General features: G+C 70.4%; 31 protein-coding genes. 12 read left to right on the forward strand and 19 right to left on the reverse strand.

Translation table 11 applies throughout. From position 1 onward, the window contains the following. Nucleotides 1-144 precede the first annotated feature (144 nt). Entirely contained in the window at nt 145-438 is a 294-nt protein-coding gene (locus ABZ911_RS33725) for a nuclear transport factor 2 family protein (RefSeq protein WP_358065315.1), read from the reverse strand. A gap of 39 nt (nt 439-477) precedes the next feature. On the opposite strand from ABZ911_RS33725, the gene ABZ911_RS33730 reads away from it, so the two are divergent. Continuing rightward, the gene (locus ABZ911_RS33730; RefSeq protein WP_358065318.1) at nt 478-642 is read left to right on the forward strand and encodes a hypothetical protein; all 165 of its coding nucleotides are present in this window, start codon (nt 478-480) and stop codon (nt 640-642) included. Between the two features lie 60 nt (nt 643-702). Here ABZ911_RS33730 and ABZ911_RS33735 read toward each other — a convergent pair whose 3' ends face one another. From ABZ911_RS33735 to ABZ911_RS33750, 4 genes are read right to left on the reverse strand one after another with little or no spacing between them, the layout of a single operon-like run. Beyond that, nucleotides 703-1,551, reverse strand: a complete 849-nt coding sequence (locus tag ABZ911_RS33735) for an ABC transporter permease (RefSeq protein WP_358065321.1) — start codon at nt 1,549-1,551, stop codon at nt 703-705. Next, nucleotides 1,548-2,459, reverse strand: a complete 912-nt coding sequence (locus ABZ911_RS33740; RefSeq protein WP_358065324.1) for an ABC transporter ATP-binding protein — start codon at nt 2,457-2,459, stop codon at nt 1,548-1,550. Before ABZ911_RS33740 ends, ABZ911_RS33735 begins: the two co-directional genes overlap by 4 nt. Nucleotides 2,460-2,488: 29 nt before the next feature. Continuing rightward, nucleotides 2,489-2,968, reverse strand: a complete 480-nt coding sequence (locus tag ABZ911_RS33745) for a Clp protease N-terminal domain-containing protein (protein WP_358065326.1) — start codon at nt 2,966-2,968, stop codon at nt 2,489-2,491. Nucleotides 2,969-2,970: 2 nt separating this feature from the next. Beyond that, a complete protein-coding gene (locus ABZ911_RS33750; RefSeq protein ID WP_358065329.1) occupies nt 2,971-3,201 on the reverse strand; it encodes a hypothetical protein in 231 nt (76 codons plus the stop codon). A 382-nt stretch (nt 3,202-3,583) separates the two neighbouring features. On the opposite strand from ABZ911_RS33750, the gene ABZ911_RS33755 reads away from it, so the two are divergent. Further along, nucleotides 3,584-4,483 (forward strand): TIM barrel protein, encoded by a 900-nt coding sequence (locus tag ABZ911_RS33755; protein ID WP_358065332.1) that lies wholly within the window; start codon nt 3,584-3,586, stop codon nt 4,481-4,483. 38 nt (nt 4,484-4,521) lie between these two features. Here ABZ911_RS33755 and ABZ911_RS33760 read toward each other — a convergent pair whose 3' ends face one another. Next, the gene (locus ABZ911_RS33760) at nt 4,522-5,394 is read right to left on the reverse strand and encodes an A/G-specific adenine glycosylase (protein WP_358065334.1); all 873 of its coding nucleotides are present in this window, start codon (nt 5,392-5,394) and stop codon (nt 4,522-4,524) included. Between the two features lie 163 nt (nt 5,395-5,557). Between ABZ911_RS33760 and ABZ911_RS33765 the strand changes: the two genes are divergently transcribed. Beyond that, nucleotides 5,558-6,199, forward strand: coding sequence for a hypothetical protein (locus ABZ911_RS33765; protein ID WP_358065337.1), 642 nt, complete (start codon nt 5,558-5,560; stop codon nt 6,197-6,199). Between the two features lies 1 nt (nt 6,200). Here the strand turns inward: ABZ911_RS33765 and disA are convergent, their stop codons facing one another. The 6 genes from disA to ABZ911_RS33795 all read right to left on the reverse strand — a co-directional run bounded on the left by disA (nt 6,201) and on the right by ABZ911_RS33795 (nt 12,537). Then, a complete protein-coding gene (gene disA / locus ABZ911_RS33770; RefSeq protein WP_358065340.1) occupies nt 6,201-7,286 on the reverse strand; it encodes a DNA integrity scanning diadenylate cyclase DisA in 1,086 nt (361 codons plus the stop codon). Between the two features lie 59 nt (nt 7,287-7,345). Further along, nucleotides 7,346-8,755, reverse strand: coding sequence for a DNA repair protein RadA (gene radA / locus ABZ911_RS33775; RefSeq protein WP_358065343.1), 1,410 nt, complete (start codon nt 8,753-8,755; stop codon nt 7,346-7,348). A gap of 31 nt (nt 8,756-8,786) precedes the next feature. Continuing rightward, the gene (locus ABZ911_RS33780; protein ID WP_358065346.1) at nt 8,787-11,042 is read right to left on the reverse strand and encodes a M20/M25/M40 family metallo-hydrolase; all 2,256 of its coding nucleotides are present in this window, start codon (nt 11,040-11,042) and stop codon (nt 8,787-8,789) included. 76 nt (nt 11,043-11,118) lie between these two features. Then, the gene (gene trxA / locus ABZ911_RS33785; RefSeq protein WP_358065349.1) at nt 11,119-11,424 is read right to left on the reverse strand and encodes a thioredoxin; all 306 of its coding nucleotides are present in this window, start codon (nt 11,422-11,424) and stop codon (nt 11,119-11,121) included. Then, the gene (locus ABZ911_RS33790) at nt 11,421-11,795 is read right to left on the reverse strand and encodes a MerR family transcriptional regulator (RefSeq protein WP_358065352.1); all 375 of its coding nucleotides are present in this window, start codon (nt 11,793-11,795) and stop codon (nt 11,421-11,423) included. The genes trxA and ABZ911_RS33790 overlap by 4 nt, the downstream gene beginning before the upstream one ends. A 43-nt stretch (nt 11,796-11,838) precedes the next feature. Beyond that, nucleotides 11,839-12,537: a class I SAM-dependent methyltransferase gene (locus ABZ911_RS33795; RefSeq protein WP_358065355.1), complete on the reverse strand. Its 699-nt coding sequence runs from the start codon at nt 12,535-12,537 to the stop codon at nt 11,839-11,841. 56 nt (nt 12,538-12,593) lie between these two features. Here ABZ911_RS33795 and ABZ911_RS33800 point away from each other — a divergent pair, with 56 nt between their 5' ends. From ABZ911_RS33800 to ABZ911_RS33830, 7 genes are all read left to right on the forward strand, one after another. Beyond that, complete coding sequence (locus ABZ911_RS33800) at nt 12,594-13,403, forward strand: sugar phosphate isomerase/epimerase (protein WP_358065358.1); 810 nt, start codon at nt 12,594-12,596, stop codon at nt 13,401-13,403. After that, a complete protein-coding gene (locus tag ABZ911_RS33805; protein WP_358065361.1) occupies nt 13,400-14,203 on the forward strand; it encodes a class I SAM-dependent methyltransferase in 804 nt (267 codons plus the stop codon). The genes ABZ911_RS33800 and ABZ911_RS33805 overlap by 4 nt, the downstream gene beginning before the upstream one ends. Then, nucleotides 14,200-14,790, forward strand: coding sequence for a TetR family transcriptional regulator (locus tag ABZ911_RS33810; protein WP_358065364.1), 591 nt, complete (start codon nt 14,200-14,202; stop codon nt 14,788-14,790). Before ABZ911_RS33805 ends, ABZ911_RS33810 begins: the two co-directional genes overlap by 4 nt. Nucleotides 14,791-14,941: 151 nt before the next feature. After that, nucleotides 14,942-17,047 carry a (Fe-S)-binding protein gene (locus tag ABZ911_RS33815; RefSeq protein ID WP_358065367.1) on the forward strand — a complete coding sequence of 702 codons (2,106 nt, stop codon included), beginning with the start codon at nt 14,942-14,944 and terminating at the stop codon, nt 17,045-17,047. A gap of 148 nt (nt 17,048-17,195) precedes the next feature. Further along, nucleotides 17,196-18,002: a hypothetical protein gene (locus ABZ911_RS33820; protein ID WP_358065370.1), complete on the forward strand. Its 807-nt coding sequence runs from the start codon at nt 17,196-17,198 to the stop codon at nt 18,000-18,002. Beyond that, nucleotides 17,999-19,075, forward strand: a complete 1,077-nt coding sequence (locus ABZ911_RS33825; RefSeq protein WP_358065373.1) for a glycosyltransferase — start codon at nt 17,999-18,001, stop codon at nt 19,073-19,075. The genes ABZ911_RS33820 and ABZ911_RS33825 overlap by 4 nt, the downstream gene beginning before the upstream one ends. Nucleotides 19,076-19,104: 29 nt before the next feature. Then, a complete protein-coding gene (locus ABZ911_RS33830; RefSeq protein WP_080044376.1) occupies nt 19,105-19,386 on the forward strand; it encodes a metal-sensitive transcriptional regulator in 282 nt (93 codons plus the stop codon). A gap of 96 nt (nt 19,387-19,482) precedes the next feature. Here ABZ911_RS33830 and ABZ911_RS33835 read toward each other — a convergent pair whose 3' ends face one another. Together ABZ911_RS33835 and ABZ911_RS33840 are read right to left on the reverse strand one after the other, a co-directional pair. Beyond that, entirely contained in the window at nt 19,483-19,644 is a 162-nt protein-coding gene (locus ABZ911_RS33835) for a hypothetical protein (RefSeq protein ID WP_358065376.1), read from the reverse strand. A 214-nt stretch (nt 19,645-19,858) separates the two neighbouring features. Beyond that, nucleotides 19,859-21,286: a hypothetical protein gene (locus ABZ911_RS33840; RefSeq protein ID WP_358065379.1), complete on the reverse strand. Its 1,428-nt coding sequence runs from the start codon at nt 21,284-21,286 to the stop codon at nt 19,859-19,861. A 74-nt stretch (nt 21,287-21,360) separates the two neighbouring features. On the opposite strand from ABZ911_RS33840, the gene ABZ911_RS33845 reads away from it, so the two are divergent. Next, a complete protein-coding gene (locus tag ABZ911_RS33845; protein ID WP_358065382.1) occupies nt 21,361-22,275 on the forward strand; it encodes a hypothetical protein in 915 nt (304 codons plus the stop codon). Here the strand turns inward: ABZ911_RS33845 and ABZ911_RS33850 are convergent. Continuing rightward, nucleotides 22,247-22,789: a gamma carbonic anhydrase family protein gene (locus tag ABZ911_RS33850; RefSeq protein ID WP_358065385.1), complete on the reverse strand. Its 543-nt coding sequence runs from the start codon at nt 22,787-22,789 to the stop codon at nt 22,247-22,249. The genes ABZ911_RS33845 and ABZ911_RS33850 overlap by 29 nt on opposite strands. A gap of 134 nt (nt 22,790-22,923) precedes the next feature. On the opposite strand from ABZ911_RS33850, the gene ABZ911_RS33855 reads away from it, so the two are divergent. After that, nucleotides 22,924-24,012, forward strand: a complete 1,089-nt coding sequence (locus ABZ911_RS33855) for a hypothetical protein (RefSeq protein ID WP_358065388.1) — start codon at nt 22,924-22,926, stop codon at nt 24,010-24,012. Between the two features lie 36 nt (nt 24,013-24,048). Here the strand turns inward: ABZ911_RS33855 and ABZ911_RS33860 are convergent, their stop codons facing one another. From ABZ911_RS33860 to ABZ911_RS33875, 4 genes are all read right to left on the reverse strand, one after another. Then, a complete protein-coding gene (locus ABZ911_RS33860; protein ID WP_358065391.1) occupies nt 24,049-24,597 on the reverse strand; it encodes a hypothetical protein in 549 nt (182 codons plus the stop codon). Between the two features lie 201 nt (nt 24,598-24,798). Further along, nucleotides 24,799-25,122 carry a hypothetical protein gene (locus tag ABZ911_RS33865; RefSeq protein ID WP_358065393.1) on the reverse strand — a complete coding sequence of 108 codons (324 nt, stop codon included), beginning with the start codon at nt 25,120-25,122 and terminating at the stop codon, nt 24,799-24,801. 125 nt (nt 25,123-25,247) lie between these two features. Next, entirely contained in the window at nt 25,248-26,000 is a 753-nt protein-coding gene (locus ABZ911_RS33870) for a GntR family transcriptional regulator (RefSeq protein ID WP_358065396.1), read from the reverse strand. Between the two features lie 128 nt (nt 26,001-26,128). Continuing rightward, the gene (locus ABZ911_RS33875) at nt 26,129-26,692 is read right to left on the reverse strand and encodes a VanZ family protein (RefSeq protein ID WP_358065399.1); all 564 of its coding nucleotides are present in this window, start codon (nt 26,690-26,692) and stop codon (nt 26,129-26,131) included. Between the last annotated feature and the right edge of the window lie 147 nt (nt 26,693-26,839).

Raw genomic sequence — 26,839 nt, forward strand, 5'->3', positions numbered from 1 at the left:
GAGCATCTCCTGCTCACGGCGCCGCCGTGTGTCCTGGGCCCCATCGACACCCGGCCGGCTGCCTTGAGCGTTGTGCGAACGGGGGCTCGGCGCGAAGCCATCCGCTCTCGCAGCTCTGACGAAGGCTTCTTGACGTCCACCCGCTCATGCCGGTTCTGCGGATGACAAACCGGCCAGCAGGCCGGGTGGCTGGCCGGTCGCCGCAGCCATCGCCAGCATGTCCTGGTACTCGCGCCAGTGCGCGATCTGGCCGTCGCGGACCTTGAGTACGCCGACGAAGGGAGCCGAGGAGCGCTGCCCGGTGGCCGGATCGGTCCCGGACAGCTCGTATTCCGTGATGATCACGTTGGGGTCGGTGGTCTCGTACACCACGACCTTCCCCACCTCCAGGCGTGCCGGCGGCCCGGCCGGCTCGGGCGAAGGCGAGGAACCGCTCACGCCCGACGAGGCGACGCGGCCTGCCGGGCGGAGGAGGCCGTGGCGAAGATCCGCCTGGATGAGGTGATCGCCCTGCTCACCGCCACCTGCCAGGCCGCGCTGCACGCCGGCTGGGACCCGGACCTGCAGCGCCGCACCCTGGCGATCGTCTTCGAAGGACTGCGGCCGAGGGACGGACGACTCGGGGGGATGGACAGCGCCTGACAAGCCGCCCCTGGGCCTGGGGGCCGGATCCTTCCAGGAGAGACGCCGGCTTCAGAACTGTCAGCCGACCCGCTGCAGGGCCGTCTCGCGGCGCTCGGCCACGCTCGAGCCCGACTCCCGGCGCGCCATCCGGCGCAGCACGATCGGCGCCAGGACCAGGCCGAGTACGGCCCAGGCCCCCAGTACCCCGATGGTCTCCAGGTGCCGCCAGGATTCGCCGATCTCGATGCCGGCCGCGCCGTCCGGGAGCAGGGCCGAACGCATGCCCAGGCCGAGCCAGTAGAACGGAAAGATCTGGGCGATCCACTGCAGCCACTCCGGTATCGAGGCGATCGGGTAGAAGATGCCGGAGATCGCGACCATGCCCAGGATCGGTAGCTGGAGCAGCCCCTGGCTGCGCGTGGTGGTGAACACCGACCCCAGGATCGCGCCGATCGGTAGCGCCGCCACCATGCCCAGCACCAGCACCCAGGCCAGGGTGAGCCAGGAACCCAGGCTGCCGACCGCCAGCCCGTCGATGATGAACAGTCCGGGGATCAGGAAGATCGCCAGGTCGGCGAGCAGCATGCCGGACACCGTGACGACCTTGCCGACGAGGTAGCCCTGCATCCCGTTCGGCGTGGCCTTGGCGCGCAGCAGGGTGCCGTCCTCACGTTCGGCGGTGAGCTGCTGGCTCATGCTGACCATGCCCATCGCGACGTTCGCCCCCAGGATGCTCGGCAGGGCCAGGGTGCCGAGCAGGAGCCCGCTGGACCCGAACGCCGTGTCCCGCATGAAGAACATGACGGTCAGCATCAGCGCGGGCCAGAGCAGGTGGGAGAACAGGTCTCCGCCGTTCGTGAACGATTGCCGCAGTTCGATGAGGCCGCGCGTCCAGCCTGCCCGGATCGCGCCGGCGGTCGGGTTCATCGTGCCACCTCTTCCTGGCGTTGGACGGATTCGGCCTGGTGCACCAGGGCCAGGTAGGTCTGCTCCAGCGAGGCCCGATGGACTTCGAGTTCGCCGATCGCTTCGCCGTACCGGTGGAACAGGTCGTGGACGAACTTGGTGGACTCGGTGGTGGACTGGGTGAAGCGTCGGCCGTCGCGGGTCCAGCGCACCCTGTCCTCGCCTGCGATGCGTTGTGCCAGTTCGCCGGCGGTGCCGTCGGCGATGATCCGGCCGCCGTTGAGGATGACGATGCGGTCGGCGAGCTTTTCGGCTTCGTCCAGGTCGTGGGTGGTGAGCAGGATGGTGGTCTCGTGGCCGTCGGCGAGGCTGCGGACCAGGTCGTGGAACTCGTGTCGGGCCTGCGGGTCGAATCCTGTGGTGGGTTCGTCCAGGAAGAGCAGTTCGGGGCGGCCGACGATGCCGATCGCCACGTCCAGCCGGCGTCGCTGCCCGCCGGAGAGCATTTTGATCTTCTTGTCGGCGTGCTGGGTCAGGCCGACGGCCTCGACGAGTTCGTCGGTGTCCCACGGCCGCCGGATCTCGCCGGTGGAGTAGGCGGTGTAGTAGGCGCCGAGGTGGGCGAGGAGTTCGCGCACCCGCCATTTGCCGTGGTCGCGCCAGGATTGCAGGACGACGCCCAGTCGGGCGCGCCACTGTTCGCCGCCGGTCGCGGGGTCGGTGCCGAGTACCTGGACGCGGCCTGCCGAACGCATCCGGAAGCCTTCCAGGATCTCGATCGTGGTGGTCTTGCCTGCGCCGTTCGGCCCCAGCAGGGCCAGTACCTCGCCGTGGCGGGCCTGGAAGGTCACCTCGTGCAGGACGTCGTTCGTGCCGTAGCGCATGCGCAGGCCGTCGACATCGAGCACGATTCTGTCGCTCGTCGTCATCATCTCGCCTTCATGTGGGTGCGAGCCGGCTACTTGCCGGTGCCGGGGAGCGTCCGCAGGAGGCGGGCCATCAGTTCGGCCTTGTCGACACCCGCCAGGGCGAGCGCGCGGGGCACGGTGCCGACCTGGGCCTGCAGGATTCCGAGCAGCAGGTGCGCGGGTCGGATGTCCTTCTTGCGGGCGGCGGAGGCGAAGCCTCGTTCAAGCGCGAGCTTGGTCGACGCGCCGGGCGACGGAAGCTTCGGGGGGCTGCTCGGCTTCGGGAGGTGGAAGGCGGCAAGGGACACTCCTGCCGCGCTCAGGCTGTGCTCGAACTCCCGGTCCAGTGCCTCGCGGATCGCTTGACGGTCGAGCCCGACCGAGACCAGGACCTGGTGGGGGACGGTTTCCCGCTCGGCGGCGATCGCCAGCAGGAGATGGTGCGCCTCGATCGTCGCCGATCCGTCCGTACGGGCTTCGTGTGCTCCCTGGTCGAGGATCTTCTTGATGTACTCGTCGAATTCGCTCATGGTCAGCGCCTCCTCAGCGTGACACCGGCGGCGATGAGCCGCTTGGCGTGCTTCTTGTGGACCGCTTGGCGGGTCACCCCGAGCGCCTCGGCGACCTGCGGCCAGCTCCAGCCCGCCCGCATGGCCTGCTCGACGGCGGCGTCCTCCAGCTGATCGGCCAGGCGCCGCAACGCCGCCACGGCCGCGAGCCCGTCAGTGGGCCCCTGGGAAACGGAATTCTCAACACCAGGCATGCAAGCAACCTTAGTTGACTAAATCAGGATTAGTCAACGTGGGTTGCTTAGTTGAGTCCGAAGGTCACGGATCTCACAGCAGTCCTTACCTATTTGTTGCCTAGGCGGCTATGTCGCCACGGCAGGTAGTACTACACTGCGTAGAGCAACGATCGCCAAGTCTCGTCCAAGTGACACGCAAGATGCTGTCTCTAAGGTCAGGACTCACCCCTGGGGCGTACGAAGGAATCACCTCAGGGCGGACGCGTGGACCCTGATATGCGGGCATGCTCGACCGGGTCCGTGTGAACCGGAGGGCTCCAGGCGGGCGATGGAACAACACCTGTGCAAGCCGTGGAGGAAGCCGATGCGACTGCGTCACGATGACGGAACGCTCGTTCACTTGGCCTACAACGCCGGCGTGCACCCCGCCGAGGACCTCGAGAACCTGATCGCCCATCTCACCCGCTACGCCGTACCGGTGCGCAAGCGGCTCGGGGTCGAGCGCATGGGGGTGGGGCTGTGGCTGGCGCCCAGTGTCGCCGACCACCTGTCCGCCGACCGGATAGAGCTGGTACGGCTGCGCCGCTCCCTGGAGGAGCGCGGCCTCGAGGTCGTCAGCCTCAACGGCACGGGCGGCCGCAACCAGGAGGTCCCCGGACCGGACTGGGCCAAGCCCGAGCGGTACCGCTACACGATGGCCCTGGCCAAGATCCTGGCCTTCCTGCTGCCGGAGGACGTCCGTTTCGGCAGCATCTCCACCATCCCGATCGGCTGGCGCCGCGACTGGCCCGCCGACCTGCACGCCATCGCCACCCGGCGGCTGGAGCGGCTGGCCCGCGAGCTGCGCGGCATCTACAGCGTCACCGGCAAGACCATCAGGGTCGGCTTCGAGCCGTGGCCCGGCTGTGTGCTGGAGACGACCGAGCAGGCCCTGGAGCGGGTCGGCGGCATCGACTCCGAGCACCTCGGCGTTTGCCTGGACGCCTGCCACCTCGCCTGCGGGGACGAGGCGGGCGCCGCCCTGCGCGGTCTGGCCGAGGTGGGGGCGCCGGTGGTCAAGCTCGGCCACGTGCACAGCCACACGGGCGAGACGCCGAGCACCCGCGGCGTCCTCCAGGACACCCTGAACGCGATGCTGTCCGGTGCGGTCAACGGCACCGCGCACATCGAGGTCGAGACCCACAACCTCGCCGTCCCCGGCCGCGCCAAGGGCCCCGGCGCCCTGGTCTCCCTCCTCGCCGAGGAGCTCGACTGGGCCCGGACCAACCTGACCAGCCTGGGCCTCCAGCTGGCCGCCTGAGAACGGCTGTGCCGCCGTCCAAGGTGGACGGCGGCTGGTCACAAGGGCAGGCGATAGGTGCCGTCGGCGAGGGATTCGGCCAGGCCGTCGGTGATCAGGCCGTCCAGGGCGCGTTCGCGCTGGACGGCGTCGTCCCACACGGTGTCCAGCGCGGCCTTCGGCACCGGGCCGTGTGCCGCGCGCAACACCGCCAGCAACCGGCCCCTGCACTGCCGGTCCGTGCCGTCATAGGTCTGCCCCTTGCGTGCGGGCCCGTCGTGGGCGGGGCGTCCGGCGAGGCGCCACGCGCACCGGGCGGCGATGGGGCAGGTCTCGCAGCGCGGGGCGCGAGCCGTACAGACGAGGGCGCCCAGTTCCATCACGGCGACGCTCCAGGTCGGGGCGCCCAGCGGGGGCAGCAGTGACTGCGCCAGCCGCCGCTCGGCGGCGCTGGTGGCCGCGGGCGGGTACTCCTCGGCCCGCACGGCCCGCCCCAGCACCCGCCGCACGTTCGTGTCCAGGACCGGATGGCTGCCCCCGAAGGCGAAACTGGCCACGGCGGCAGCCGTGTACTCGCCGATGCCGGGCAACCCCAGCAGGGTGGCGTGGTCGTCGGGCACCTCGCCGCCGTGCTCGTCGGTGATGGTCCTGGCGCACGCGTGCAGCCGCAGCGCCCGGCGCGGATAGCCGAGCCGGCCCCAGTGGCGTACGGCCTCGCCGGACGGTTCGGCGGCGAGCGCGGCGGGGGTGGGCCAGCGCCGCATCCACTCGTCCCAGACGGGTAGCACCCGGGCGACCGGAGTCTGCTGCAGCATGATCTCGCTCACCAGGACGCCCCACGGCGTCGCGTCGGGATGCCGCCAGGGCAGGTCGCGGGCATGCTCCGCATACCAGTCCAGAATGGGGTCCCGTAGCAGACTCGGCTCAAGCACGCCCCAAGGGTACGGCCGCCCCGCGACCGCTCGCGGGGGTGTGGCCCATCTCGGCAATGACCCGGCGTGTCGTCACTCAGCGTGCGCAACGAATCACCATGCTGGGCGTATGGATCCGGATACGACATCTGGCGACGGTGGCGATGTCTACTGGCGCCGGCGCATGAGCTTGCTTGTCGGTGTGCTGGTCGTGGTGGCCGTGGTGGCCTGGGCTTGCTCCAGTGGGCACGACGGCCCGCAGCAGGCGTCCAGCGCGCAGTCGAAGACGAGCGCCGCGCCTGCCGTCGATCCGCTGCTGGCCGGGCTACCCACGGTGACGATCACCCCGACGCCCACGACGGCGGCGGTGGTCACGCCGACCGCCAAGCCCACACAGACGAAGCCGGCTGAGCCACCCGTGCGGCCGCGCCGTCCGGGTGAGCCGTGCGAGCAGGGCCAGCTGGTGCTGAGCATGCAGGGCCGTCAGGAGGTCTACGCCGGCGGCGCCTTGCCGAACTTCCTGATCACGCTGGTGAACACCGGCCCGGTCATGTGCACCGCGGACGTGGGCGCGCGGACGATGGAGATCCTCATCACGTCGGGCAAGGACCGGGTCTGGTCCACCTCCGACTGCGTCAGCGGCGACGGAAGCGAGCTCAGGAGACTGGAGCGGGGCATCCCGTACGTGCGGAGCCTGGACTGGGACCGCAGGCGTTCGGGGCAGAACTGCGGGGGCAAGCGGGCGGACGCGCTGCCGGGCACCTACGTGGCGGTGGTGCGCACGGGGAAGCTGAAGAGCCCCAAGACGGTCTTCCACCTGCGGTAGGTCAGACGTAGCGCTCCAGGATGGAGGACTCGGCCAGGCGGGACAGGCCCTCGCGGACGCTCCTGGCCCTGGACTCGCCGACGCCGCCCACGGCCTGCAGGTCGTCGACCCCGGCGGCGAGCAGCTTCTGCAGGCTGCCGAAGTGGTCGACGAGACGGTCGACGACGGTGGCGGGCAGCCGGGGCACCTTGGCCAGCAGGCGGAAGCCGCGCGGGCTGACCGGGCTGTCGAGGGTCTCGCTGCCGCTGCGGCCGAGGACCTGGGCGACGGCCGACAGGTCGAGCAGCTCGCTGCCCGACAGCTGGTTGAAGTCGTGCAGCGCCTCCGACAGCCGCCGCTGGCGGCGGCCGGAAGGGGCGGGCAGGTAGTCGCGGACGACCAGCTCCCGCTCGGAGTCGACGCCGGCGACGAGCTCGTCGAGCTGCAGGGAGAGCAGGCGGCCGTCGGTGCCGAGCTCGACGACGTAGCCCTGGATCTCCTCGGAGATCCGGCGGACCATCTCCAGGCGCTGGGCGACGGCGGCGACGTCGCGGACCGTCACCAGGTCCTCGATCTCCAGGGCGGACAGCGTGCCGGAGACCTCGTCGAGGCGGTGCTTGTAGCGCTCAAGGGTGGCCAGGGCCTGGTTGGCCTTGGACAGGATCGCCGCCGACTCCTCCAGGACGTAGCGGATGCCGTCGAGGTAGAGGGCGATGATCCGCATCGACTTGCTGATCGCGATGATGGGGAAGCCGGTCTGCCTGGCCACCCGCTGGGCGGTGCGGTGGCGGGTGCCGGACTCGTCGGTGGGGATGGACGGATCGGGCACCAGGTGCACGGCCGCACGGACGATCTTGTGCTGGTCGCGGTGCAGCACGATGGCGCCGTCCATCTTGGCAAGCTCGCGCAGCCGCGTCGCGGAGAAGTCGACGTCGAGCTCGAATCCGCCGCTGCAGAGCTCCTCGACCACATTGTCGTAGCCGAGCACGATGAGCCCGCCCGTCGACCCGCGCAGGATGCGCTCAAGGCCGTCGCGGAGGGGAGTGCCCGGAGCTACTTCGGCCAGGGCCGCTCGACGACGGTCGTCGAGACTCCTGTCGTTTGCCACCTGACCCCCGTGTCACTAGTCGCCCTCAGCTTACCGGCGAAGCCCGCTCGCGCGGCGGGCTATGTGACGTGGGTGAGAGCGTCCCACACGTTCTCCGCCTCCATGACCTCGAAGCCGGGGGCGAAGGCGACCGGGCCGACCGGCACCAGCGTGCGCTGGTCACCGGGTCTGCGGCGGGTGCCCTCCTCCAGCGAGCCGGCGGGGACGAGGGCCCGGCTGAAGCCCAGCCTGGCCGCCTCGGTCAGCCGCCTGCGCACATCCCTGACCGGGCGCAGCTCGCCCGCCAGGCCCACCTCGCCCAGCGCGATCAGGCCCGCGGGCAGCGGCTTGTCGCCCGCCGCGCTGGCCACGGCCAGCATGACCGACAGGTCGATCGCGGGGTCGACGAGCTTGAGCCCGCCCACGGTGGCGGTGAACACGTCGCAGCCGCCGAGCCTGGCGTTGAGCCTGCGCTCCAGCACGGCGAGGATCATCTGCACGCGGTAGGTGTCGAGCCCGGAGGAGGTGCGCCGGGGCTGCTGCGCCTCGGTCCGCGCGACCAGCGCCTGCACCTCGGCGGGCAGCGGGCGGGTGCCCTCGACGGTGACGGTGACGCAGGTGCCGGCCACCGGCTCGGTGCGCCTGGAGACGAACAGCCCGCTCGGGTCGGTGATGCCCTCGATGCCGCGCTCGTGCAGGTCGAAGCAGCCCACCTCGTCGGTCGGGCCGAAGCGGTTCTTGATGGCGCGCACCATGCGCAGCCGGGAGTGGCGGTCGCCCTCGAAGCTGAGCACGACGTCGACGAGGTGCTCCAGCGTGCGCGGGCCCGCGATCGAGCCCTCCTTGGTGACATGGCCGACCAGCACGGTCGCCATGTTGCGCTCCTTGGCCAGCCGCACCAGGTTGGCGGCCACCTCGCGCACCTGGGTGACGCCGCCGGGCACGCCCGTCGCCTGCGAGGAGCCGATCGTCTGCACCGAGTCGACGACGAGCAGCCGCGGCTCCACCTTCTCCACGTGCGTCATCAGCGCCGACAGCTCGGTCTCGGCGGCGAGGTAGAGATTGTCGCGGACCGCGCCGATACGGTCGGCGCGCAGCCTGACCTGGGCGGACGACTCCTCGCCGGTGATGTAGAGGACGGTGTCGCGCTCGGCGATGCGGGCGGCGGCCTCCAGCAGCAGCGTCGACTTGCCGATGCCGGGCTCGCCGGCCAGCAGCACCACCGCGCCCGGCACCAGGCCGCCGCCGAGGACGCGGTCGAGCTCGCCGACCCCGGTCGTACGGGCGGCCGCGATCTCGGCCTTGACCTGGCCGATCGGTAGTGCCGGGCCGCTGGTCGCGCCCGGCTGCACCGCGTGCGCGCCGCCCCGCGCGCCCTCCTCGTCGACCGTGCCCCACGCCTGGCACTCGCCGCACCGGCCCACCCACTTCTGGGTGCGCCAGCCGCACTCGGCACAGCGGTAGCCGGGCTTCTGCGCAGTCTTCGCCATGCCGAGCAGGCTAGCGGGCGCGGGAGACAATCTAGAGCGGGCGCGTCTGGAAGACGGTGGTCTGCGGGTACAGGTTCACCGTCCCGGCGGGCGGCGGGACGTATCCGGGCACCACGGACAGGTCGTGGGCCTCCTCGTAGACCTTGAGCTTGGCCTTGCCGGGCCGTACCACCAGGGTGACGTCCAGGCCGTCGGCCGGCGGGCGGTGGAAGGTGAAGCCTTCGCGCCCGCCCAGGTCCCGGCCCTCGACGGTGAGCGAGACGACGTCGGCGTCGGTGCTCAGGCCGGTGATGGGGGCCTGGCCGGTGGGGGTGAGGCGGAGGGTGAGGGTGCGGGTGCCGCCCGCGGTCTCGTCCTTGAGCACGGTCAGCTCGGGCGCGCGCAGCGGCGCGGCGGGCGCGCTGGTGGCCCGCGCGCCGTCGTCCCCGAAGAACGTCTGCGCGTCCGCCTCGGGCAGGCGGGTGTACTGGTCGAGCCAGGGTACGCCGGTGATGCTCGGCAGGGTCGCCCAGGCGGCGGTGCGGTTGCCCGCGTCGAGCGAGTAGTTGAGCCACCCCTGCCGGGGATGCGCGGCGTCGAACGAGTCGGTGGCGAGCCCGGTCACGACCAGGCCGGCGGCCACTACGACGGCCCCCACGGGCACCAGGGCGCCCTTGCGGTAGAGCGCGCCTACCAGCGGCAGCAGCAGGAGCAGGAAGAGCGTGAACTGCGGCGCGGCGACCAGCCCGCCGATCTGCACGCCCAGGTCGAGCGTGGTCAGCGAGATCACGCAGAGCAGCACCGCGGCGGGCGCCAGACCGACGGTGAGGGCGACGGCCTGCCACACCGGCCGCGTCAGCCGCATGGCGACCAGCCACCCGATCGACGCCCCGAGCGCGGGCAGCGTCAGGTTGTGCGAGCCGCCGGGCAGCAGCGCCACGAACGCCACCCCGAGGACGGCCACGAGCAGCAGCGCCCCCGCCGCGGCCGCGGCGCCACCGCGTTCCCGCCGCTCGGCCACGGAGGAGTCGCCGGCGCCCTTCGAGCCGATACGGCGGAGCAGCCCGTACCAGGTCAGCACGATCGCCACCGCCCCCACCAGCAGCCCCGCGTGGAAGAACCACGGCCGGTACGGATCCCCGGTGAACATGCCCGCGTACTCGGGCCGCAGCCTCACCAGCAGCATCGGCCAGTACACGAACGCCAGCGCCCCGACCGCCACGACCGGCACGAGCGCCAGCCCGGCGGAGACGAGCGTGCGCGGCACCGTGACCAGTCCGCGCCGGCGCAGTCCGGCGACCACCAGCACGGCCGCCGCCAGGGCGAGCAGCGCGATCGGCCATTCCAGCCACGCCGGGTACCGCACGAGCGCGCCCGGCACGGTGAAGTAGACCGAGTCGCCGCCCGCGCTCAGTCCCGCGAGGTCGGCCCGGCCCAGCGCCGCGGTGAGCGCGAGGGTGTTGTCGCCCATCATCTGCAGGGTGCCCCGGTCCAGGTGGGCGGGGTCGTCGAGCGGCGTGTGGTAGTAGGCGCCGCCGGCGACGAAGGCCGAGTCGATGCCCGTCCAGCCGGCCTCGGTGAAGACGGTGAAGTCGGTGTCGTTGGGCAGGATGCGCATGAGCGCCGCGGTCCCGGAGTCGGCCGCGGGATGAGGGGCGGCGGAGCCGTACATGCTCATCAGGCCGGCGTTGCCGGGGGAGGTGCGGAAGGCCATCACCGGGCCGCGTACGCCGCGGGCCTCGTGGTTGAGGACCACGATGTTGCCCTTGGCCAGCGGGTCGGACTTGACGAACGCCTCGGCGCCCATCAGGCCGCTCTCCTCGCCGTCGGTGAGGAGCACGACCACGTCGTTCCTGAGGTCCTTGGGCAGCGTCCTGACGACCTCCAGGATCGTCGCGACCCCGGCCCCGTCGTCGGCGGAGCCGGGTCCCGAGGGCACCGAGTCGTAGTGGGCGGCGAGCACGATCCGGCCGGTCGGCGCGGTGCCGGGCAGGACGGCGACGATGTTGCGCATCGCGCCGACGGGGATGCTCTCCTTCGGGTCGTCGATCGGGGTGATGCCCACGCTTTCCTGGACCCGGGTCTGCAGGCCCAGTTCGCGCAGGCGCTTCAGCAGGTCATCGTGGACCCGGTCGTGCTCGGCGGAGCCGGGCGGGCGGGGGGTGTGCAGCGCCGTGGTGACGTGTTCGGCGGCGCGGGATGCGCTGAAGCCCTCGCCCGAGCGCGCCTGAGGTGGCGCCTGGTCGATAAGGGTGAAGGTGACCAGCAGTGCGAGTAATGCCAGTCCAAGCGCGGCGTATGACCTCATACGGGACAGGGTAGGCGGCGGGATCGGCCCCGAAATCGGCCGGTGTGACGATCTTCGGATCGTACGAAGTGCTTATTCAGGCCAGTCCGAGCTCCCCCGCGAGGAGGCGCTTGGGCTTGGCGCCGACGACCTGCCTGACCGGTTCGCCGTTCTCGAACAGGAGCAGGGTGGGCAGGCTCATCACGCCGTAGCGGGCCATCAGTTCGGGGTGTTCGTCGGTGTTGAGCTTGCCGATGGCCAGGCCGTGCTCGGCCTCGATCTGCTCCAGCACGGGGACGACCATCCGGCAGGGGGGACACCACTCGGCCCAGAAGTCGACCAGGATCGGCTCGCCGGCGCGCAGGACCTGCTCGTCGAAGTTCTCGGCGGTCAAGGTGATCATGTTTCTCCTCGTCTGACGCATCCTCGGCAGGCCGCGTTGAGCTGGGCGGCCACCTCGGCGCGGCGTTCCAGCAGGGTGCGGAGGTCGTCGTCGATTTCGGTGAGCTTGCGCCGGTAGACGGCCACCGACTCGGCGCACGAGCCGCCCGAGGGGTGCCCGGCGCGCAGGCAGGCGACGAACGGCCTGGCGTCCTCCAGGGTGAACCCCACGGTGAGCAGCGAGCGGATCTCGCTGACCAGCTTGACGTCGGCCTCGTCGTACTCCCGGTAGCCGTTCTCGCCGCGCCGCGCCTCGATGAGCCCGTGTTGCTCGTAGTAACGCAGCGAGCGGGCGCTCACCCCGGCCCGCCTGGCCAGCTCACCTATCCGCATGCCCACACGCTAAGCCTTGACACTGGCGTCAAGGTCAAGCCCCTCAGAAGTGCCGCCAGCGCAGCACGTTCGGGTAGGCGAGCTCCAGGCCGGGCGTCTCGGTGATGGCCGCCTCGGCGACCTCGGGGGAGAACTCGATGCGCAGCACGTCCTCCAGGTCGGCCCGGCGCTCGAAGGACATCCGCAGGTCGAGCGGCCTGCGCTGCCAGCCGTGGCGGGACCAGAAGTCCTCCACGACCCTGGCGTCGTAGGTGGGGACGGTGCCCTGGAACCAGCGGCCGAACGCGCCTCTGGTGGCGTCGAGGTCGATGACGAAGGCGGTGCCGCCGCGCCGTACGACGCGGGTGAGCTCGCGCAGGCCGGGCTCGCAGCCGGGGCCGAAGAAGTAGGCCCAGCGGGCGACGGCCACGTCCACGCTCGCGTCCGGCAGCGGGAGGTGCTGGGCGGTGGCGGTGTGCACCTCGACGCCGGGCAGGTCGGCGCAACGGCGGCGGGCCAGCGCGGCGAGGTCGCCGTGCGGCTCCACGCCGATCACCCGGGCGGCGGCGCGGGCGTAGCCCGGCAGGTGGAAGCCGGTACCGCAGCCGATGTCGAGCAGGGTGGCGCCGTCCCACCCGCGGATGCCGCGGATGGCCTCGTCGGCCGCGCCCTCGGGGTCGACGGCGCGGTTCTCCAGCTCGTAGACCTGGGGAGCGTTCCAGATGTTCGGGCTGGGAATGGCCCCCTTCGCGATCCTCGGCATGCCACCACCGTAGGGGCTGGCGCGCCATATCGCCGCCACCCGCTTAGGCTGGCAACGTGGCAGACGTCATCCGCGTGCCCAATGCGAAGATCGCATTGTCCACGGCTTCCGTATATCCGGAACGCACTCCCGACGCTTTCGAGCTGGCCGCGCGCCTCGGCTACGACGGCGTGGAGATCATGGTGGGTGCGGACCCGGTCAGCCAGGACATCGACGTGATCGAGAGGCTCTCCGACCACTACCAGGTGCCGGTCCTGGCCATTCACGCGCCCTGCCTGCTGGTCACCCAGCGGGTGTGGGGGCGCGACCCGTGGGCCAAGCTGGTCAAGGCGCAGAAGGCGGCCGAGCGGCTGGGCGCCCAGACGGTCGTGGTCCATCCGCCGTTCCGCTGGCAGCGCGACTACGCGCGCGACTTCGAGACGGGCCTGGCCCGGATGCGCGACGAGACCGACGTGATCTTCGCGGTGGAGAACATGTTCCCGCTGAAGGCCCGCGGCAACGACGTGGTCCCCTACTCTCCCGACTGGAACCCCGTCGACTACGACTTCCCGCACGTCACGCTCGACCTGTCGCACACGGCGGTCTCGGGCTCGGACGCCATGGAGATGGCCACCAAGCTCGGCGACCGGCTGGCCCACCTGCACCTGGCCGACGGCCTCGGGGTGTCGAACAAGGACGAGCACCTGGTGCCGGGCCGGGGCAACCAGCCGTGCGCGCCGATCCTGGAGCGGCTGGCCCGCTCGGACTTCGAGGGCCTGGTCGTGCTGGAGATCAACACCCGCAAGGCGGCCAGCCGCAGCGAGCGGATCGACGACCTGGCCGAGGCGCTGGCCTTCGCCCGCCTCTTCCTCGCGGTACGCGGATGAGCCTGACCGGCCCCGCGCGGGAGCTCGGTCGGGTCTTCGACCAGGTGGCCGACGCCTACGACGCGGCCAGACCCGGCTACCCCGACGACCTGTTCCGCACGCTGGCCGAGGTGTCGGAGGTGGAGCTGTCCGGCGCGACCGTGGTCGACGTGGGTGCGGGCACCGGCATCTCCTCCCGCGCACTGCGGGCGCGGGGCGCCCGGGTGATCGCGATCGACCCGGGCGAGCGCATGCTCGCCCGCCTGGCCGCCCGCACCGCCGCGGACCCCACACCGGCGGTCCCGGGTACGGCAGGCCACCTGGCCGCCGTCCGCGCCGACGGTAACGCGCTGCCGATCGCCGACGGCTCGGCCGACCTGGTGTGCTACGCCCAGTCCTGGCACTGGCTGGACCCGGCCACCTCGATCGCCGAGGCCAGGCGGGCCCTGCGCCCCTCGGGCCGGATCGCCGCCTGGTGGAACACCACCGACCACGACCAGGCCGACTGGCTGGCCGCCTACGAGGTGCGCCTGGCCGAATCGTGCCCCACCTACTGGGGTCCCGCCCACCCCGAGTGGCGGGTGCCGCAGATCGCCGCCGTGCTGGACGCGGGCGGGCTGCGGGAGAGCTGGGTGCACTGGACCAGGCTGGTCGGGATCGAGGACTTCCTGCTCAACCTGCGCTCCCACTCCTACATGGCGGCCATGGCGGTGGAGGCGGCCGACGAGTTGGTCGCCCGGCAGCGGGTGGAGCTGTCCAGGGTCTACCCGGGCGGTCTGCTGAGCGTGCCGATGCGCGTCTACCTGGCGGTGGGGCGTTGACGGTCAAGCGGCGTCCGGGCCGCAGGCCGGGCTCGGCCGACACCCGGGGTGAGATCCTCGCCGCGGCGAGGAAGGTCTTCGCGGAGAAAGGCTTCGACAAGGCCACGGTCCGGGGCATCGCCCGCGAGGCGGCGGTGGATCCGGCGCTCGTGCACCACTACTTCGACACCAAGGAGGGCATGTTCGTCGCGGCGATGAAGCTGCCCTTCGACCCGGCCGAGCTGCTTCCCATGCTGCTCGACGGTCCGCGTGAGCAGGTCGGGGAGCGACTGGTCCGGTTCGTGCTGACGATCACCTCGGACGCTGAGGCGCGTCAGCCGCTGCTGGCGCTGATTCGCTCGATCATGTCCAACGAGCAGGCGGGTGGGATGGTCAGGGAGTTCCTGACCAATGCTCTGCTCTACCGGGTGGCCGAAGGTCTCGGTGTGCCGCACCTGCGGATGGAGGCGGCGTTCGCGCAGCTCTTCGGTGTGGTGATGGCCCGGTATGTGATCAGGATGGAGCCGATGGCGTCGGCGGACATCGAGGACCTGGTGGCGTTGCTGGCGCCGACGATCCAGCGTTATCTGGCCGATGGCGTGAGCTAGAGCATTGTTCTAGAATCTACTATGACTAGGGTGACCACCGTCACGTACCGAGCAAAAGTTACTCATCGGTAGGATTTCTGGGAGACCTGGTCATTAACGTGGATGACCGGCGACCGTACGCTGGCAGCCAAAGTCGTCTGTGGGAGGACCCGTGCTCTGGGTAGCCGTCATCGGGCTCGTCATGACCGTTGTGGCCGTGGCCATAGCGGGCCGCCGGGTGCTGTTCCTGTTCAAGCTGGCGACGGTCGGACCACCGGCGCCGGAACGTATCGAGTACGCCAAGGCGCATGTGGGCGAGGAGCTCAAAGCGCAACTCGTCGAAGTCTTCGGCCAGAAGAAGCTGCTGAAGTGGACGCCGTCCGGCGTGGCCCACTTCTTCGTCATGTGGGCGTTCTTCATCCTGCTGACCGTCTACATCGAGGCGTACGGCGCGATCATCCAGGGGGCGATCACCGGGCGGCCCGACTTCCACATCCCGCTCATCGGGCAGTGGGGTGTGCTGGGCTTCCTGCAGGACTTCATCGCGGTCGCCTGCCTGCTCGGCCTGGTCGCCTTCGCGATCATCCGGATCAAGAACTCGCCCAAGACGCTGGGCCGTGAGTCCCGCTTCTCCGGCTCGCGCCTGGGCGGCGCCTGGCTCGTCCTGTTCATGATCTTCAACATCATCTGGACGCTGTTCCTGGCCCGCGGCGCGGCCGCGGCGAACGGCAACTTCCCCTACTCCTCCGGCGCGTTCGTCTCGCTGGCGCTCGGCGACGTGCTGCCGCAGAGCTCGCTGCTGGAGGACATCGCGCTGCTCCTGCACATCGGCTTCATGCTGGTGTTCCTGGTCATCGTGGTGAACTCCAAGCACCTGCACATCTTCACCGCGCCGCTGAACGTGATGTTCTCCCGCCGTCCCGACGGGCTCGGCGCGGCGCAGGAGATGCGCATCGACGGCAAGGTCGTCGACTTCGAGGACGAGGAGCTCGACGGCGACCGGCTGGGCCGGGGCAAGATCGAGGACACCACCTGGAAGGGCTTCCTCGACTTCTACACCTGTACCGAGTGCGGGCGCTGCCAGTCGCAGTGCCCGGCGTGGAACACCGACAAGCCGCTGTCGCCGAAGATGCTCATCCTCGACCAGCGCGACCACGCCTTCAAGATCGCGCCGTACCTGATGGCGAGTGAGGAGGAGCGGTCGCACGCGGGCCAGGACGTGCTGGCGCTGCTGGAGAAGCCGCTGGTCGGCGAGGAGGGCGTGATCCATCCGGACGTGCTCTGGGCCTGCACCAACTGCGGCGCCTGCGTGGAGCAGTGCCCGGTGGACATCGAGCACATCGACCACATCCTCGACATGCGCCGCTACCAGGTGATGGTGGAGTCGTCGTTCCCGTCCGAGGCGGGGGTGATGGTGAAGAACCTGGAGAACAAGGGCAACCCGTGGGGCATGTCCGAGATGAAGCGGGCCGACTGGATCGAGGAGCTCGACTTCGAGGTCACGCTCATCGACGAGAAGATGCCCGAGGACACCGAGTACCTCTTCTGGGTCGGCTGCGCCGGAGCCCTGGAGGACCGGGCCAAGAAGACCACCAAGGCGGTCGCCGAGCTGCTGCACATCGCAGGCGTGAAGTTCGCCGTGCTCGGCCCGGCCGAGGCGTGCACCGGTGACCCGGCCCGCCGCCTGGGCATGGAGTTCCTGTTCAACATGCTCGCTCAGCAGAACATCGAGACGCTGAACGAGGCCGGCGTCAAGAAGATCGTCGCCACCTGCCCGCACTGCTTCAACACACTCGCCAACGAGTACCCGCAGCTCGGCGGGCACTACGAGGTGGTGCACCACACGCAGTTGCTGTCCAAGCTCGTGGACGAGGGCCTGCTCACCCCGGTCACCCCGATCGAGGAGAAGATCACCTACCACGACCCGTGCTTCCTCGGCCGCCACAACAAGGTCTACTCCCAGCCCCGCGACATCATGTCCAAGGTGCCGGGCGTGCAGACCCAGGAGATGCACCGGCACAAGGACCGCGGCTTCTGCTGCGGCGCCGGCGGCGCCCGGATGTGGATGGAGGAGCGCATCGGCAAGCGCATCAACACCGAGCGGGTGGACGAGGCGCTGACCACGAATCCGGACACCGTCTCGACCGCCTGCCCGTTCTGCATGGTGATGCTCGGCGACGCCATCAACGAGAAGAAGAACTCCGGCGAGGCCAAGGAATCGCTGGAGGTTGTGGACGTGGCGCAGCTCCTGATCAAGTCGGTCAAGGGCGCGTCCTGACGCTGGCAGTCAGAACTCCTCCGCACCTTGTGTGGAGGAGTTCTGGAGGTCAAAGTGGCATATGGCCGGAAATCTGTCATCCACATAACGGGAAAATCACGGTAACCTCAACGTCGCATGGCTTCATTCGACGGGGAGGGGGCTGGTGATGCGCGTCGTGGTCACGGACGCGGAAGTCACCCTGGCTGACGTGCTCTCCCTACGACTCGCGCTGGACGATCCGCTGGAGGAAGGCACCGAGTTGGTGCTGCGGCACCGGGCCTCCGGCGTGGAGCGTGACATCGCCTTGGGCAATCCCGGGGCCGAGATCCGCGACGCCACACTCGCCGTCTCCCTGTCGCCCCTGACGCTCACCGCCGGGCGCTGGGACGCCTACCTGCGCCGCGACGGCCGCCGCTTGCGGCTCAGGAGCGTCGATCCCGGCTTCTCCCTCGACCACCTCGACACCTACGCGCTGTCCAAGCGCACCCTGGCCTACCGCGCCTACCGCACCCGCACCGGCTTCCTCGCGCTGAAGATCTCCGAGGCCGAGCCGGGTGCCGAGGTCCGCGCGATCTGGTTCAGGGAGGGCCGCTTCGAGGTCACCGGCCTGCTCGCCTACACCGGGCTGGACGACGACGACTCCCGGCACGAGGCCCGGCTGTCGCTGCACCGCCGGCAGGCGGCGGTGGCGCCCGCCCCCACGGTGGCGACGGTGGCGACCGTCCAGGGGGTGCGTTTCCACGCCGCCGTCTCGCTGGTCGACGTGCTGGCCGCCGACCCGGGGTGCTCGGGCACCTGGGAGCCGTCGCTGGAGGTGGCGGGGGTGCCGACGCCGCTGCGGCTGACCTCGCGCCTCGACGACATCGACGGCAAGCGCCGCCGCCTGCACTACCCCGCGGCGAAGATCGACGGAGTGCCGATCAGGCCCTGCTACACCGCCGACGACGAGCTGCGGATCGAGGTGGGCGGGTGAAGGTCTGCCTCGTGCTTCCTTCGGCGTACGGCATGCGCGGCGAGGTGCGGTCCACCCTGAACCTCGCCTCCGACCTCGCCGAACGCCACGAGGTGGAGGTGGTGAGCGTCCGGCGGCAGAAGGAGAAGCCGTTCTTCCCGGTCAGCCCCGCGGTGCGGATGCGCTCGCTGATCGACTCCCGGCCCGGGGTACGGCATGTGCTGCCGCACGGGCAGGTGCGCACCGAGGTGGCGCTGTGGCGGATGCTGCGCTCGCTCAAGAGTGACGTTCTCATCACCACCAGGCCGAACATCAGTGTCCAGGCCGCCAAGTACGCGCCCAAGGACCTGCTGAAGGTGGCCAGGGAGTGGGGGCGGCCTGCCGTACCGGCTCCGGTGTTGCGGTTCTATCCGCGGCTGGACGCGGTGGTGACGGCCACCGAGAGCGCGCAGGAGGAGTGGCGATTGCTGCTCGGCCAGGAGATGGTCGTGCACGCGGTGCCCGACGCGCTGCCCGGCGGGCCGTGGCCGCGCTCGCGGATGGACAACCGCATCGTCGCGGCGGGCGGCAGGTGGGTTCCGGTCAAGGCGTACGACCGGCTGATCAGGGCGTTCGCCACGGTCGCCGACAAGCGCCCGGACTGGCGGCTGCGGCTGTACGGCGGCGGCCCCGAGGAGCGGCGGCTGCGGGCCCTGGTCCGCGAGCTGGACCTGCACAACCACGTCTACTTCATGGGCACCACCTCCGACCTGACCGGCGAGTTCGCCAAGGCGTCCATCGTGGCGACCACCACCCGCACCGAGACCCTGGGCATGACCGTGCTGGAGGCGCTGGGCTGCGGGGTGCCGGTCGTCGGCTTCGAGGGCGCCAAGGGGCCCGCGGAGTACATCGTGACCGGCTACAACGGCGTGCTCGTGCCCGAGGGCGAGGCGGAGCTGGAGATGTACGCCGCGGCGCTGCTCGCGCTGATCGACGACGACCGGCGGCGCAGGTCGCTGGCGGCGGGAGCGCTGGAGACCGCGGCCAGGCACGCCGCCGCCGAGGTCGGGGAGCGCTGGGAACATCTGATCGGCGAGTTGCGTGATCAACGCTGATGCATACGGCTTACGGGTACCTTTGAGTCATGCATGGGTACAGCGGAGACAAGCAGGCCTATCTCACTCGTCTCAGGCGGATCGAGGGGCAGATCAGGGGCCTGCAGCGCATGGTGGACGACGATGCGTACTGCATCGACGTGCTCACCCAGGTCTCGGCGGCCACGAGAGCGCTGCAGGCGGTGGCGCTCGGGTTGCTGGAAGAGCACATCTCGCACTGTGTGGCCGACGCGATCAACACCGGTGGCCCCGAAGCCGAGGCGAAGGTCAAGGAGGCGTCGGCGGCGATCGCCCGGCTCGTCCGTTCGTAGGACTTGACTGACTAGTCATCTCGGGCCGCGAGAGCTAGCCGCAACCAAATGTCCCGGACCCCTCGGGAGTCCGGGACTAGGTCAATGTGATGGTCTTCAGCGGCTCGCCGAAGTCCGCAATCCGAGCGCGTCGTCGAGCTCATCCAAGGTCAGCCGCTTCTCGCTGATAGCGACGGCGGTCAGCACCTCGGCGTAGAGCGCAATCTCGTCCAACGCGACACGGTCGTGGACCCGAGAGTCCAGGTCGTCGTGCCCCACCGCGTCGTCCTTCCTTCCGCAGCCCACACCCTCTTCGAGGTTACGGCGGGGACCCTTCCTGCGACATGGCCCATCGGAGTCATTCCTTTCGGCGCCCTCGCGGCCCCCTGAGGATCATTTCCCGAACGCGAGATCACAATTCAGCGAATTGCCCGCTAGGTGGAGTGTTAGAACGATATAGGCGGAGTTAGGGTGAAATAGCGGGTTTAGTGGTTTAAGTGGGGATGTCGTCGCGCTCGTGGATGAGCCACCGCACCACCACCGAGGAGCTCGGGAAGCCCCGCGCCGGAACCTCCGCCCCCGTCAACCGGCACCACGCCAGCCCCGTGGCGTAGACGGCCCCCAGAACAGCCGCCGCCGTCGCCCTGTTCGGCGGCTCCACATCCAGCCCCCGCGCCGGCACCGCGAACCCACTCGGCTCGGTGTCCTCCCCCGCCTGCGGCCCCCCGAACCCGCCCGTGCCCGGCCCGGCGAACCCGCCCGTGCCCGGCCCCGCGAACCCCGCCGCCGGTACGGCGAAGCCGCCGCTGTTCTCCACGAACCCGCCCGTCCCGGTGTCGTCGCCCGCGATGCGCACGGCGGGCCGGGCCGGCGTGGCGCGCGTGATGTGCAGGGCGTGCCGCAGGCGGTGGTCCAGCCAGGTGGAGATACGCGCCAGCTCCTCCTGGTCGTCGGCGACGTCCGTGGCCAGGAAGGCGGCAGCCGTACGGACCGGGTCGCGGGTGAAGGAGAGCGCCTCGACCAGGTCGTACACCCGGTGCCTGAAGTGCTGGGCCGGGTCGGTCTCGGCCAGGATGGCGCCGGAGAGCCGCTCGGGGACGCGTGACAGCCACGCCCGCCGTACCGCGTCGTCGCCCTCGTGGGCCGCGCGGTCGTCGAGGCCGGGGTGGTGGAGGGCGGGTTTGAGCATCGCGCGCAGCGCGCGGGCGCGCGGGCGGAAGCGGGCGTCCGCGGCGAGGACGGCGGCCGTGTCGGCGATCAGCGCGCCGATGCGCAGCGCCGCGCGCGGCTGCCCGGCGCGGATCCGGTCGGCGTACAGCGCCACCAGGTGGGCCAGCGGCGGGGCCGGCAGCCAGCGCACCCACTCGTCGCCGGGCAGCGGCCGGCCGAGGTACTCGCCGAAGACCGACAGCAGCCGCTCGTTGCCGTCGAAGGCGGGCGCGTAGGCACACCACATGATCGTCGCCCAGACGGCGGCCACCGTGCCGGGCACGTCTGTGGCGAAGATCTCACCGAAGGCGGTCAGCGGGAAGTCGCCGACCGGGCGCCTGCCGTTGGCCCTGACCAGCTCGCGTACCCGGTCGGTGAGCTCGGCCGGCACGTCGGGGCCGATGAACGCCTGGCACGAGCCCCGATCGCCGGCCAGATCGGCGGAGCGGGGGAGGAGATGCAGCGGCAGCACCGAGCCGTGCGCCACCACCGAGACGGGGTGCCGGCGCGGCGGCGAGGCAAGGTGCCAGTTTCCGTCGCGGGGATCCTGGAGATACCACCGCGCATGCGCGCCGAACTGCCAGTGCCCTCCGTCCGGAGTCACCAGGGTGCGGGCCGCGACGGCCCTGGCCTGAGCGGGGGCCGCAAGCGCGGCCCAGCGCGGGTCCGCGACCATCGCGCGGACGTCAGCCTCGACGGCCGTGAACGGCATGGCGGCCATGTTACTGGCAGGGTTACTGGCAGGCACGGAGGCAACCCCCAGCTATGAGCGGCAGAATGTCCGGTATGAGAGTGAAGATCGCGGTGGCTGTGGCGATGGCGTCCGTGCTGGCAGGGTGCGGCACGGAGGCTGCGGGACAGGCGCCCGACCCGGCGGGGGCACTGGTCTACACGGCGGCGGACGTCAAGCCGCCCACTCCGGGCGGTGAGGTGGGCTCGGCCTCCAGCGAGTTCGCCGACAAGGCCGAGCTCAAGGTCTGGAACAGGCTGAGCGAGACCGAGCAGGACCTCGACCGGATCGCCAAGGTCGACGTCGACACCACGGCCAAGGACGCCCTCCACCTCCAGCCCAGGACCTCCGCCTGGTTCGACGGCTTCCGTGGACCCTTCCTCTACCAGGAGCTCGCCGGCGACATCGTGATGCACCTGCGGGTCAAGGCCGAAGGGCTGAAGACCGCCCAGCCGAAGCGGAAGTTCTCGCTCGGCGGCGCGATGGTGCGTCTCCCGGGCTCCAACGACAAGCCCAACTGGCTGTCCATCACCACCGGCACCGGTGACAGCGCCAAGCGCGTGGAGGTGAAGAGCACGGAGAACGGCAGCTCCAAGCCCAAGGAGATCGAGGTCAAGCCCGGCTGGGTCGAGCTCGTCCTGGCCAGGGCCGGCGGCGCGGTCGTCGGCCTGTACAAGGAGGAGGGCGGCGTCTGGAAGGTGGGCGCGCGCTGGGCCAGGCGCGACCTGGTCGAGGTGCCCTCCCTGCAGTACGGCATCACCGGCTACACCGACTGGGACAGCTACAGCACGCTCAAGAAGGACGCGACCAAGGGCAACGCCAAGCTCGTCAAGGGGGTGCCCGACCTGAAGCTGACCGTGGACTACGTGCGCTTCCTGCGGCCCGAGCCGCCGGAGCGGGCCGACCTGACCAACCCCGCCTCGATGCCCGACGACGCCCTGATCAAACTGCTGACGCCCGCCGGTGTCTAGCGGCCTTGGCGATGTAGCGTTCGGGCGTCTCGGCGAAGGAGGCCCGATCCTCGTCGGTGAGCTCGCGGATCACCCTGCCCGGCACGCCCGCCACCAACACCCCGGCGGGGATCTTCTTGCCGGGGCCGACCACGGCGCCGGCCGCGACCAGCGTGCCCGCGCCGATCCTGGCCCCGCCGAGCACGATCGCGCCGATGCCGATCAGCGCACCGGTCTCCACGTAGGCGCCGTGCACCATGGCCTTGTGGCCGAGGCTGACCCGGGGCTCCAGGATGGCCGGCTCGCCGGGGTCGGCGTGCAGGCAGCAAAGATCCTGGACGTTGCAGGCGTCGCCGACCTCGATGGCCTCGTCGTCACCGCGGAGGACGGAGCCGTACCAGACGTTCGCCGCCCGACCTATTCGCACATGTCCGACCACGACTGCCCCAGGGGCCACATACGCTTCAGGGTGAATATCCGGAATCGCGGACTCGTCCAGGGCTGCGATGTACGGCTGCTCGCTCACCTGCGACATCGTAGTAGTCCGATAATTCCCGGGCAGGTATGGCGTTCGGGTTGCGGACTTGGGCAGATGGCAGGAAAGTCGTCTCCTGACACGACGTTGTCGGATCCTCACAAACCGCAAGCTCCCCCACCTAGGTACTCCTCATGACAAACCAGCACGAGAGCTTCCCCGACCTGATGCAAGAGGACTCTTTCGAAGTCGTCATGCGTGGCTACAGCCGCCGACAGGTTCACGACTACATGATCCGAAGCCGCAACCAGATCAGGGATCTGGAGGAGCGGCTGGCACGGGCGATCGACCAGGCCGAGCAGGGCCGGATCGAGCTGGCCGAGGCACGGCGCCGGATGGTCGAGGCGCCGCAGAACTACGAGGACCTCAGCCCGAGGCTCGCCCAGATCCTCAAACTGGGCGAGGAGGAGGCGGCCTCCAAGCGCGAGGACGCCGAGACCGAGGCGGCCAGGCTGCGCGACACCTCGGCCGCCGAGAGCGAGCGGATGCTCACCTCGGCCAGGGAGACCGCCGACAACATCCTCACCTCGGCGCAGGCCGAGGCCGAGCGCCGGGTGGGCGAGGCGACCGCGGCGGCCGAGCGGATGCTCGCCCAGGCCGGATCCGACGCCGAAGAGACCCTGGCCACCGCGCGGGCCGAATCGGAGGAGGCGCTGCGCGAGGCGCGGGCCGAGGCCGACCGGCAGCTCACGGCGGCCGCACTGGAGTCGGAGCAGACGATCGAAGCCGCCAGGGCGGAGGCCGAGGCGACCCTGAACGGGGCGCGGGCCGAGGCCGAGTCCACGGTGGCGTCGGCGCAGGCCCACTCCCAGGCCACGCTGGCCGCCGCGCAGCAGCGGGCCAGCGCGCTCGACGAGCACACCGGCCGGCGCGTCGCCTACCTCACCGACACCCACGGCGAGGTCGTCCGCAGGCTCAGCGAGATCACCTCGGTGCTGGGCGACCTCATGCAGCGGGAGGGCGCCGCGGGCCCGCTCCTGGAGGGGCCAGTCCCGGCACGGTCGGAGATCGAGGACGTCCGGGTCATCGTCGAGGACGACGAGCAGGACGCGCAGCCTGAGCTCTCGCCGGACCAGGAGTCGCGGCCGGACGAGCGCGACGGCGTGGACGATGAGCTGGACGGTCACGAGCAGCCTCAGGGCGAGCTGCCGCCCGGCCGGTCCCAGGAGGACACCGACGTCAACATCCAGCTGCACAACCCGTTCTCGGGGGCGCACAAGTAGTCGCGCGGGCCTCCGCCGTATGGAGCCGGCGGGGGCTCACCGGTTCAGCCGGGCCGACAGGTACGCCTCGCCTCTGGGGGAGATGCGGTAACCGGTGCCCAGGCTGATCGTGAGGCCGAGGTTCTTCAGTTTGCGGACGTTGAGTTTGAACGGCTGGAGCTCCAGCCGTACCTGGGGGGCGAGGTCGGCGGCCCGGACGCCCGGGTTGGCGGCGATCAGTTCGAGCGTGACCAGAGCCCACGAGCCCAGGCGGTCGAGGGCGGCGAGGTCGTCGGGTGTGAGTTCGGCGGACTCGGCCAATATGTCGCGCGGGTCCGGTTCGTTCACCAGGCGCAGGCTGAGCCGGTGGATCGGGCCCTCGCCGCGCAGGTCCTCCAGCAGGGCGGCCAGGTCGGGGTATCCGGCGGCCGGGGCGTCGGCGGGGTTGATCTCGTCGACGACCTCGACCGAGACGACGTCGGCGAGGCCGCCGTCGCCCATCCGGTAGCGTCCGCCGGGGGTCACCTGGCGGCGTGCCCAGCGACGGAAGGCCAGCGTGATGCTGCCGTCCCTGATCCCGTCCCGAAGCCGGCGCTCGAACAGCATGGATCCGACTGTACGCGGGGCTTGATGGCGGAAGCCCCCGCCCCCGATAGGGTCGGGGGCTTCCGCGCCTGGGGGCCCGGTGCCGGAGCCGCCGAGACGCTGAATCCGGCACCGGGCGCTTGCGGGAGGATCCGGCGGGGCCGGATCCTGGAGGGCGCGTGCTGCGGATCCCCCGCCAAAGAACGATCCACAGCACGCGCGCTAGGGGTCGGGGCCCGCCTGCCCCTGCTCGGGCAGCTCGTCGGGGCCCCTTTCCTGCTCTGGAAGGCCGGCGGGACCGCCCTCCAGGCCCGAGCGTCCTTGCTCGCGCGGTACTTCAGGGTTTTCGCGCCTCTCCTGGTCCTGTAGTTGTTCGCGCAGGCCGTCGGGGTCGTCGGCGTCGATCGTCATCGCACACCCGGCCTCTCGTTGCCCGACGCTGAGCGGGTGGTGTCGCGTGGCCCACCAGCGGCCGGCATCGCTCCGCCAGATGGTCCAGTGCGGGTTCTCCCGGGCGATTTCGGCGAGATGCCGGTCGAAGGACATCTGGTCACCCTTTCCCGGGCCCCGCTCCGCGACGTTCCCGTCTCCTCCGAAGGTGCGGCACATCTCTAGAGAAATCAATGATCGCAGGGGACAGGTCAACCTATCGCTTGACTTGTCAGCTTGACCTAGGCGTCGAAGTCGTACTGAAGTACATACGACGCCGAGTCCAGCACCATCTCGTTGAGCTCGACGGGCAGGCCCCCCGAGGTGTAGGCGACACGGGCGATGACGATCACCGGGGTGCCCGCGGGCAGACTGAGCATGGTGCTCTCCCGGGGTTGTGGCATCCGGACGCGCACCTCCTCGGTGAAGTGGGCGGGCGGGCGGCCCAGGTCGCGCAGCCGGGCGTAGACGCCGCCGGCGCCCGTGTCGGCCAGCGTGATGGCGCTGCCCTCGACGAGGTCGGCGGGAAAGAACGAGGTGGCGAGCTGTACCGGCCTGGCGTCCACCGAGTAGCGCCGCCGCCTGACCCACACCTCGGCGCTGTCCAGCAGGCGGGCCGTGTCCTCGTCGGCCCGTTCCCTGACAATCTGGACCTCGTCGACCTCGAAAGGGCGTCCCCGCGTGTCTGCCTCCCAGATCGCCCTGCCCTGCCCCCACTGCTCACGGGACAGACGCCGGGATCCGTGCCTGCGGATCGGCTTGAACTGTCGCACATAAACCCCCGATCCTCGCTTCGGCACCGCCAGCCCTTCGTTGATGAGTACGGCAAGCGCCTGCCGGGCGGTGGCGCGAGCGATGCCGTGGTCGGCCATGAGCGCGTTCTCGCCAGGTAGCCGATCACCGTCGCGCAGTTCGCCGGACAGGATTCTGGCCCGGAGGCTGTCGGCGATCCGCCGATAGATCGGGGGTTCTTGGGATACGGGGGATTCAGACACGTTCGATCACCCTCTGTCACCAACCGGGTTTGGCGTCTCCAGAGAACTTGCCCCGCCTTGTCCACGATCGCACAGATACGGAGGTTGGTACCGTGCTTCTTTTGAGCGAATCGTGCCCGTGTGGTGATCTAGCGGAGTTTATTCCGGCCGATATGGTGGAACGGTCCCAGCCGGTATTCGGGAGCCCACCAGCGCCGAGTAATCATCGCCGCCAGAACCGCACCCACCGTGTTGATCAGTACGTCGTCCACGGAGGAGAACCGGCCCAGCCGCAAGGCGTACTGAAGGATCTCGACGCTCGTCGAGGCGGTGGCGGCGACGGCCGCGACGCGGGTCAGGGAGGCGAAGCGCGCCGAGCGCACTGGCAGTAGCGCGCCCAGCGCGAAGAAGACCAGCAGATTGCCTCCCACCTGTGTGAACACCGTGCCGGCAGGGGCTTCGGTGACCCAGGTGAGGTCTCGGAAGGGGATCAGGTTGACGCCGTTCCGCCCGGCCGAAGGGGTGAGGATCATCCAGATCCAAGGGGCGGTTCCCACCACGATGCCGACATCGGCGAGGGCCGTGCGGGTGGGGGTCGGATGCCCTTGGCGGGATCTGAACCGGGTGAGCAGGAAAGCGGACAGGGCGGCCAGGGGGATGGATAAGAGACCTGCGACGATGACATGTCCCCAGGTGTTCCAGGTGTGCGTCACGGTTGACTTCCTCCCGGTCCTAAAGGACCGGGATTCCCCGTGCCGCTGACGTGGCATGCTGCCGCGCTCGTGGCCGGGGTGGTTGACGCTTCACAGACCGCCCGACGGCGAGGTCTCCACGTCCTGAGACCGCTAATCCGGCGGCCT

Source organism: Nonomuraea sp. NPDC046570, assembly GCF_040645915.1.
GTDB lineage: Bacteria > Actinomycetota > Actinomycetes > Streptosporangiales > Streptosporangiaceae > Nonomuraea.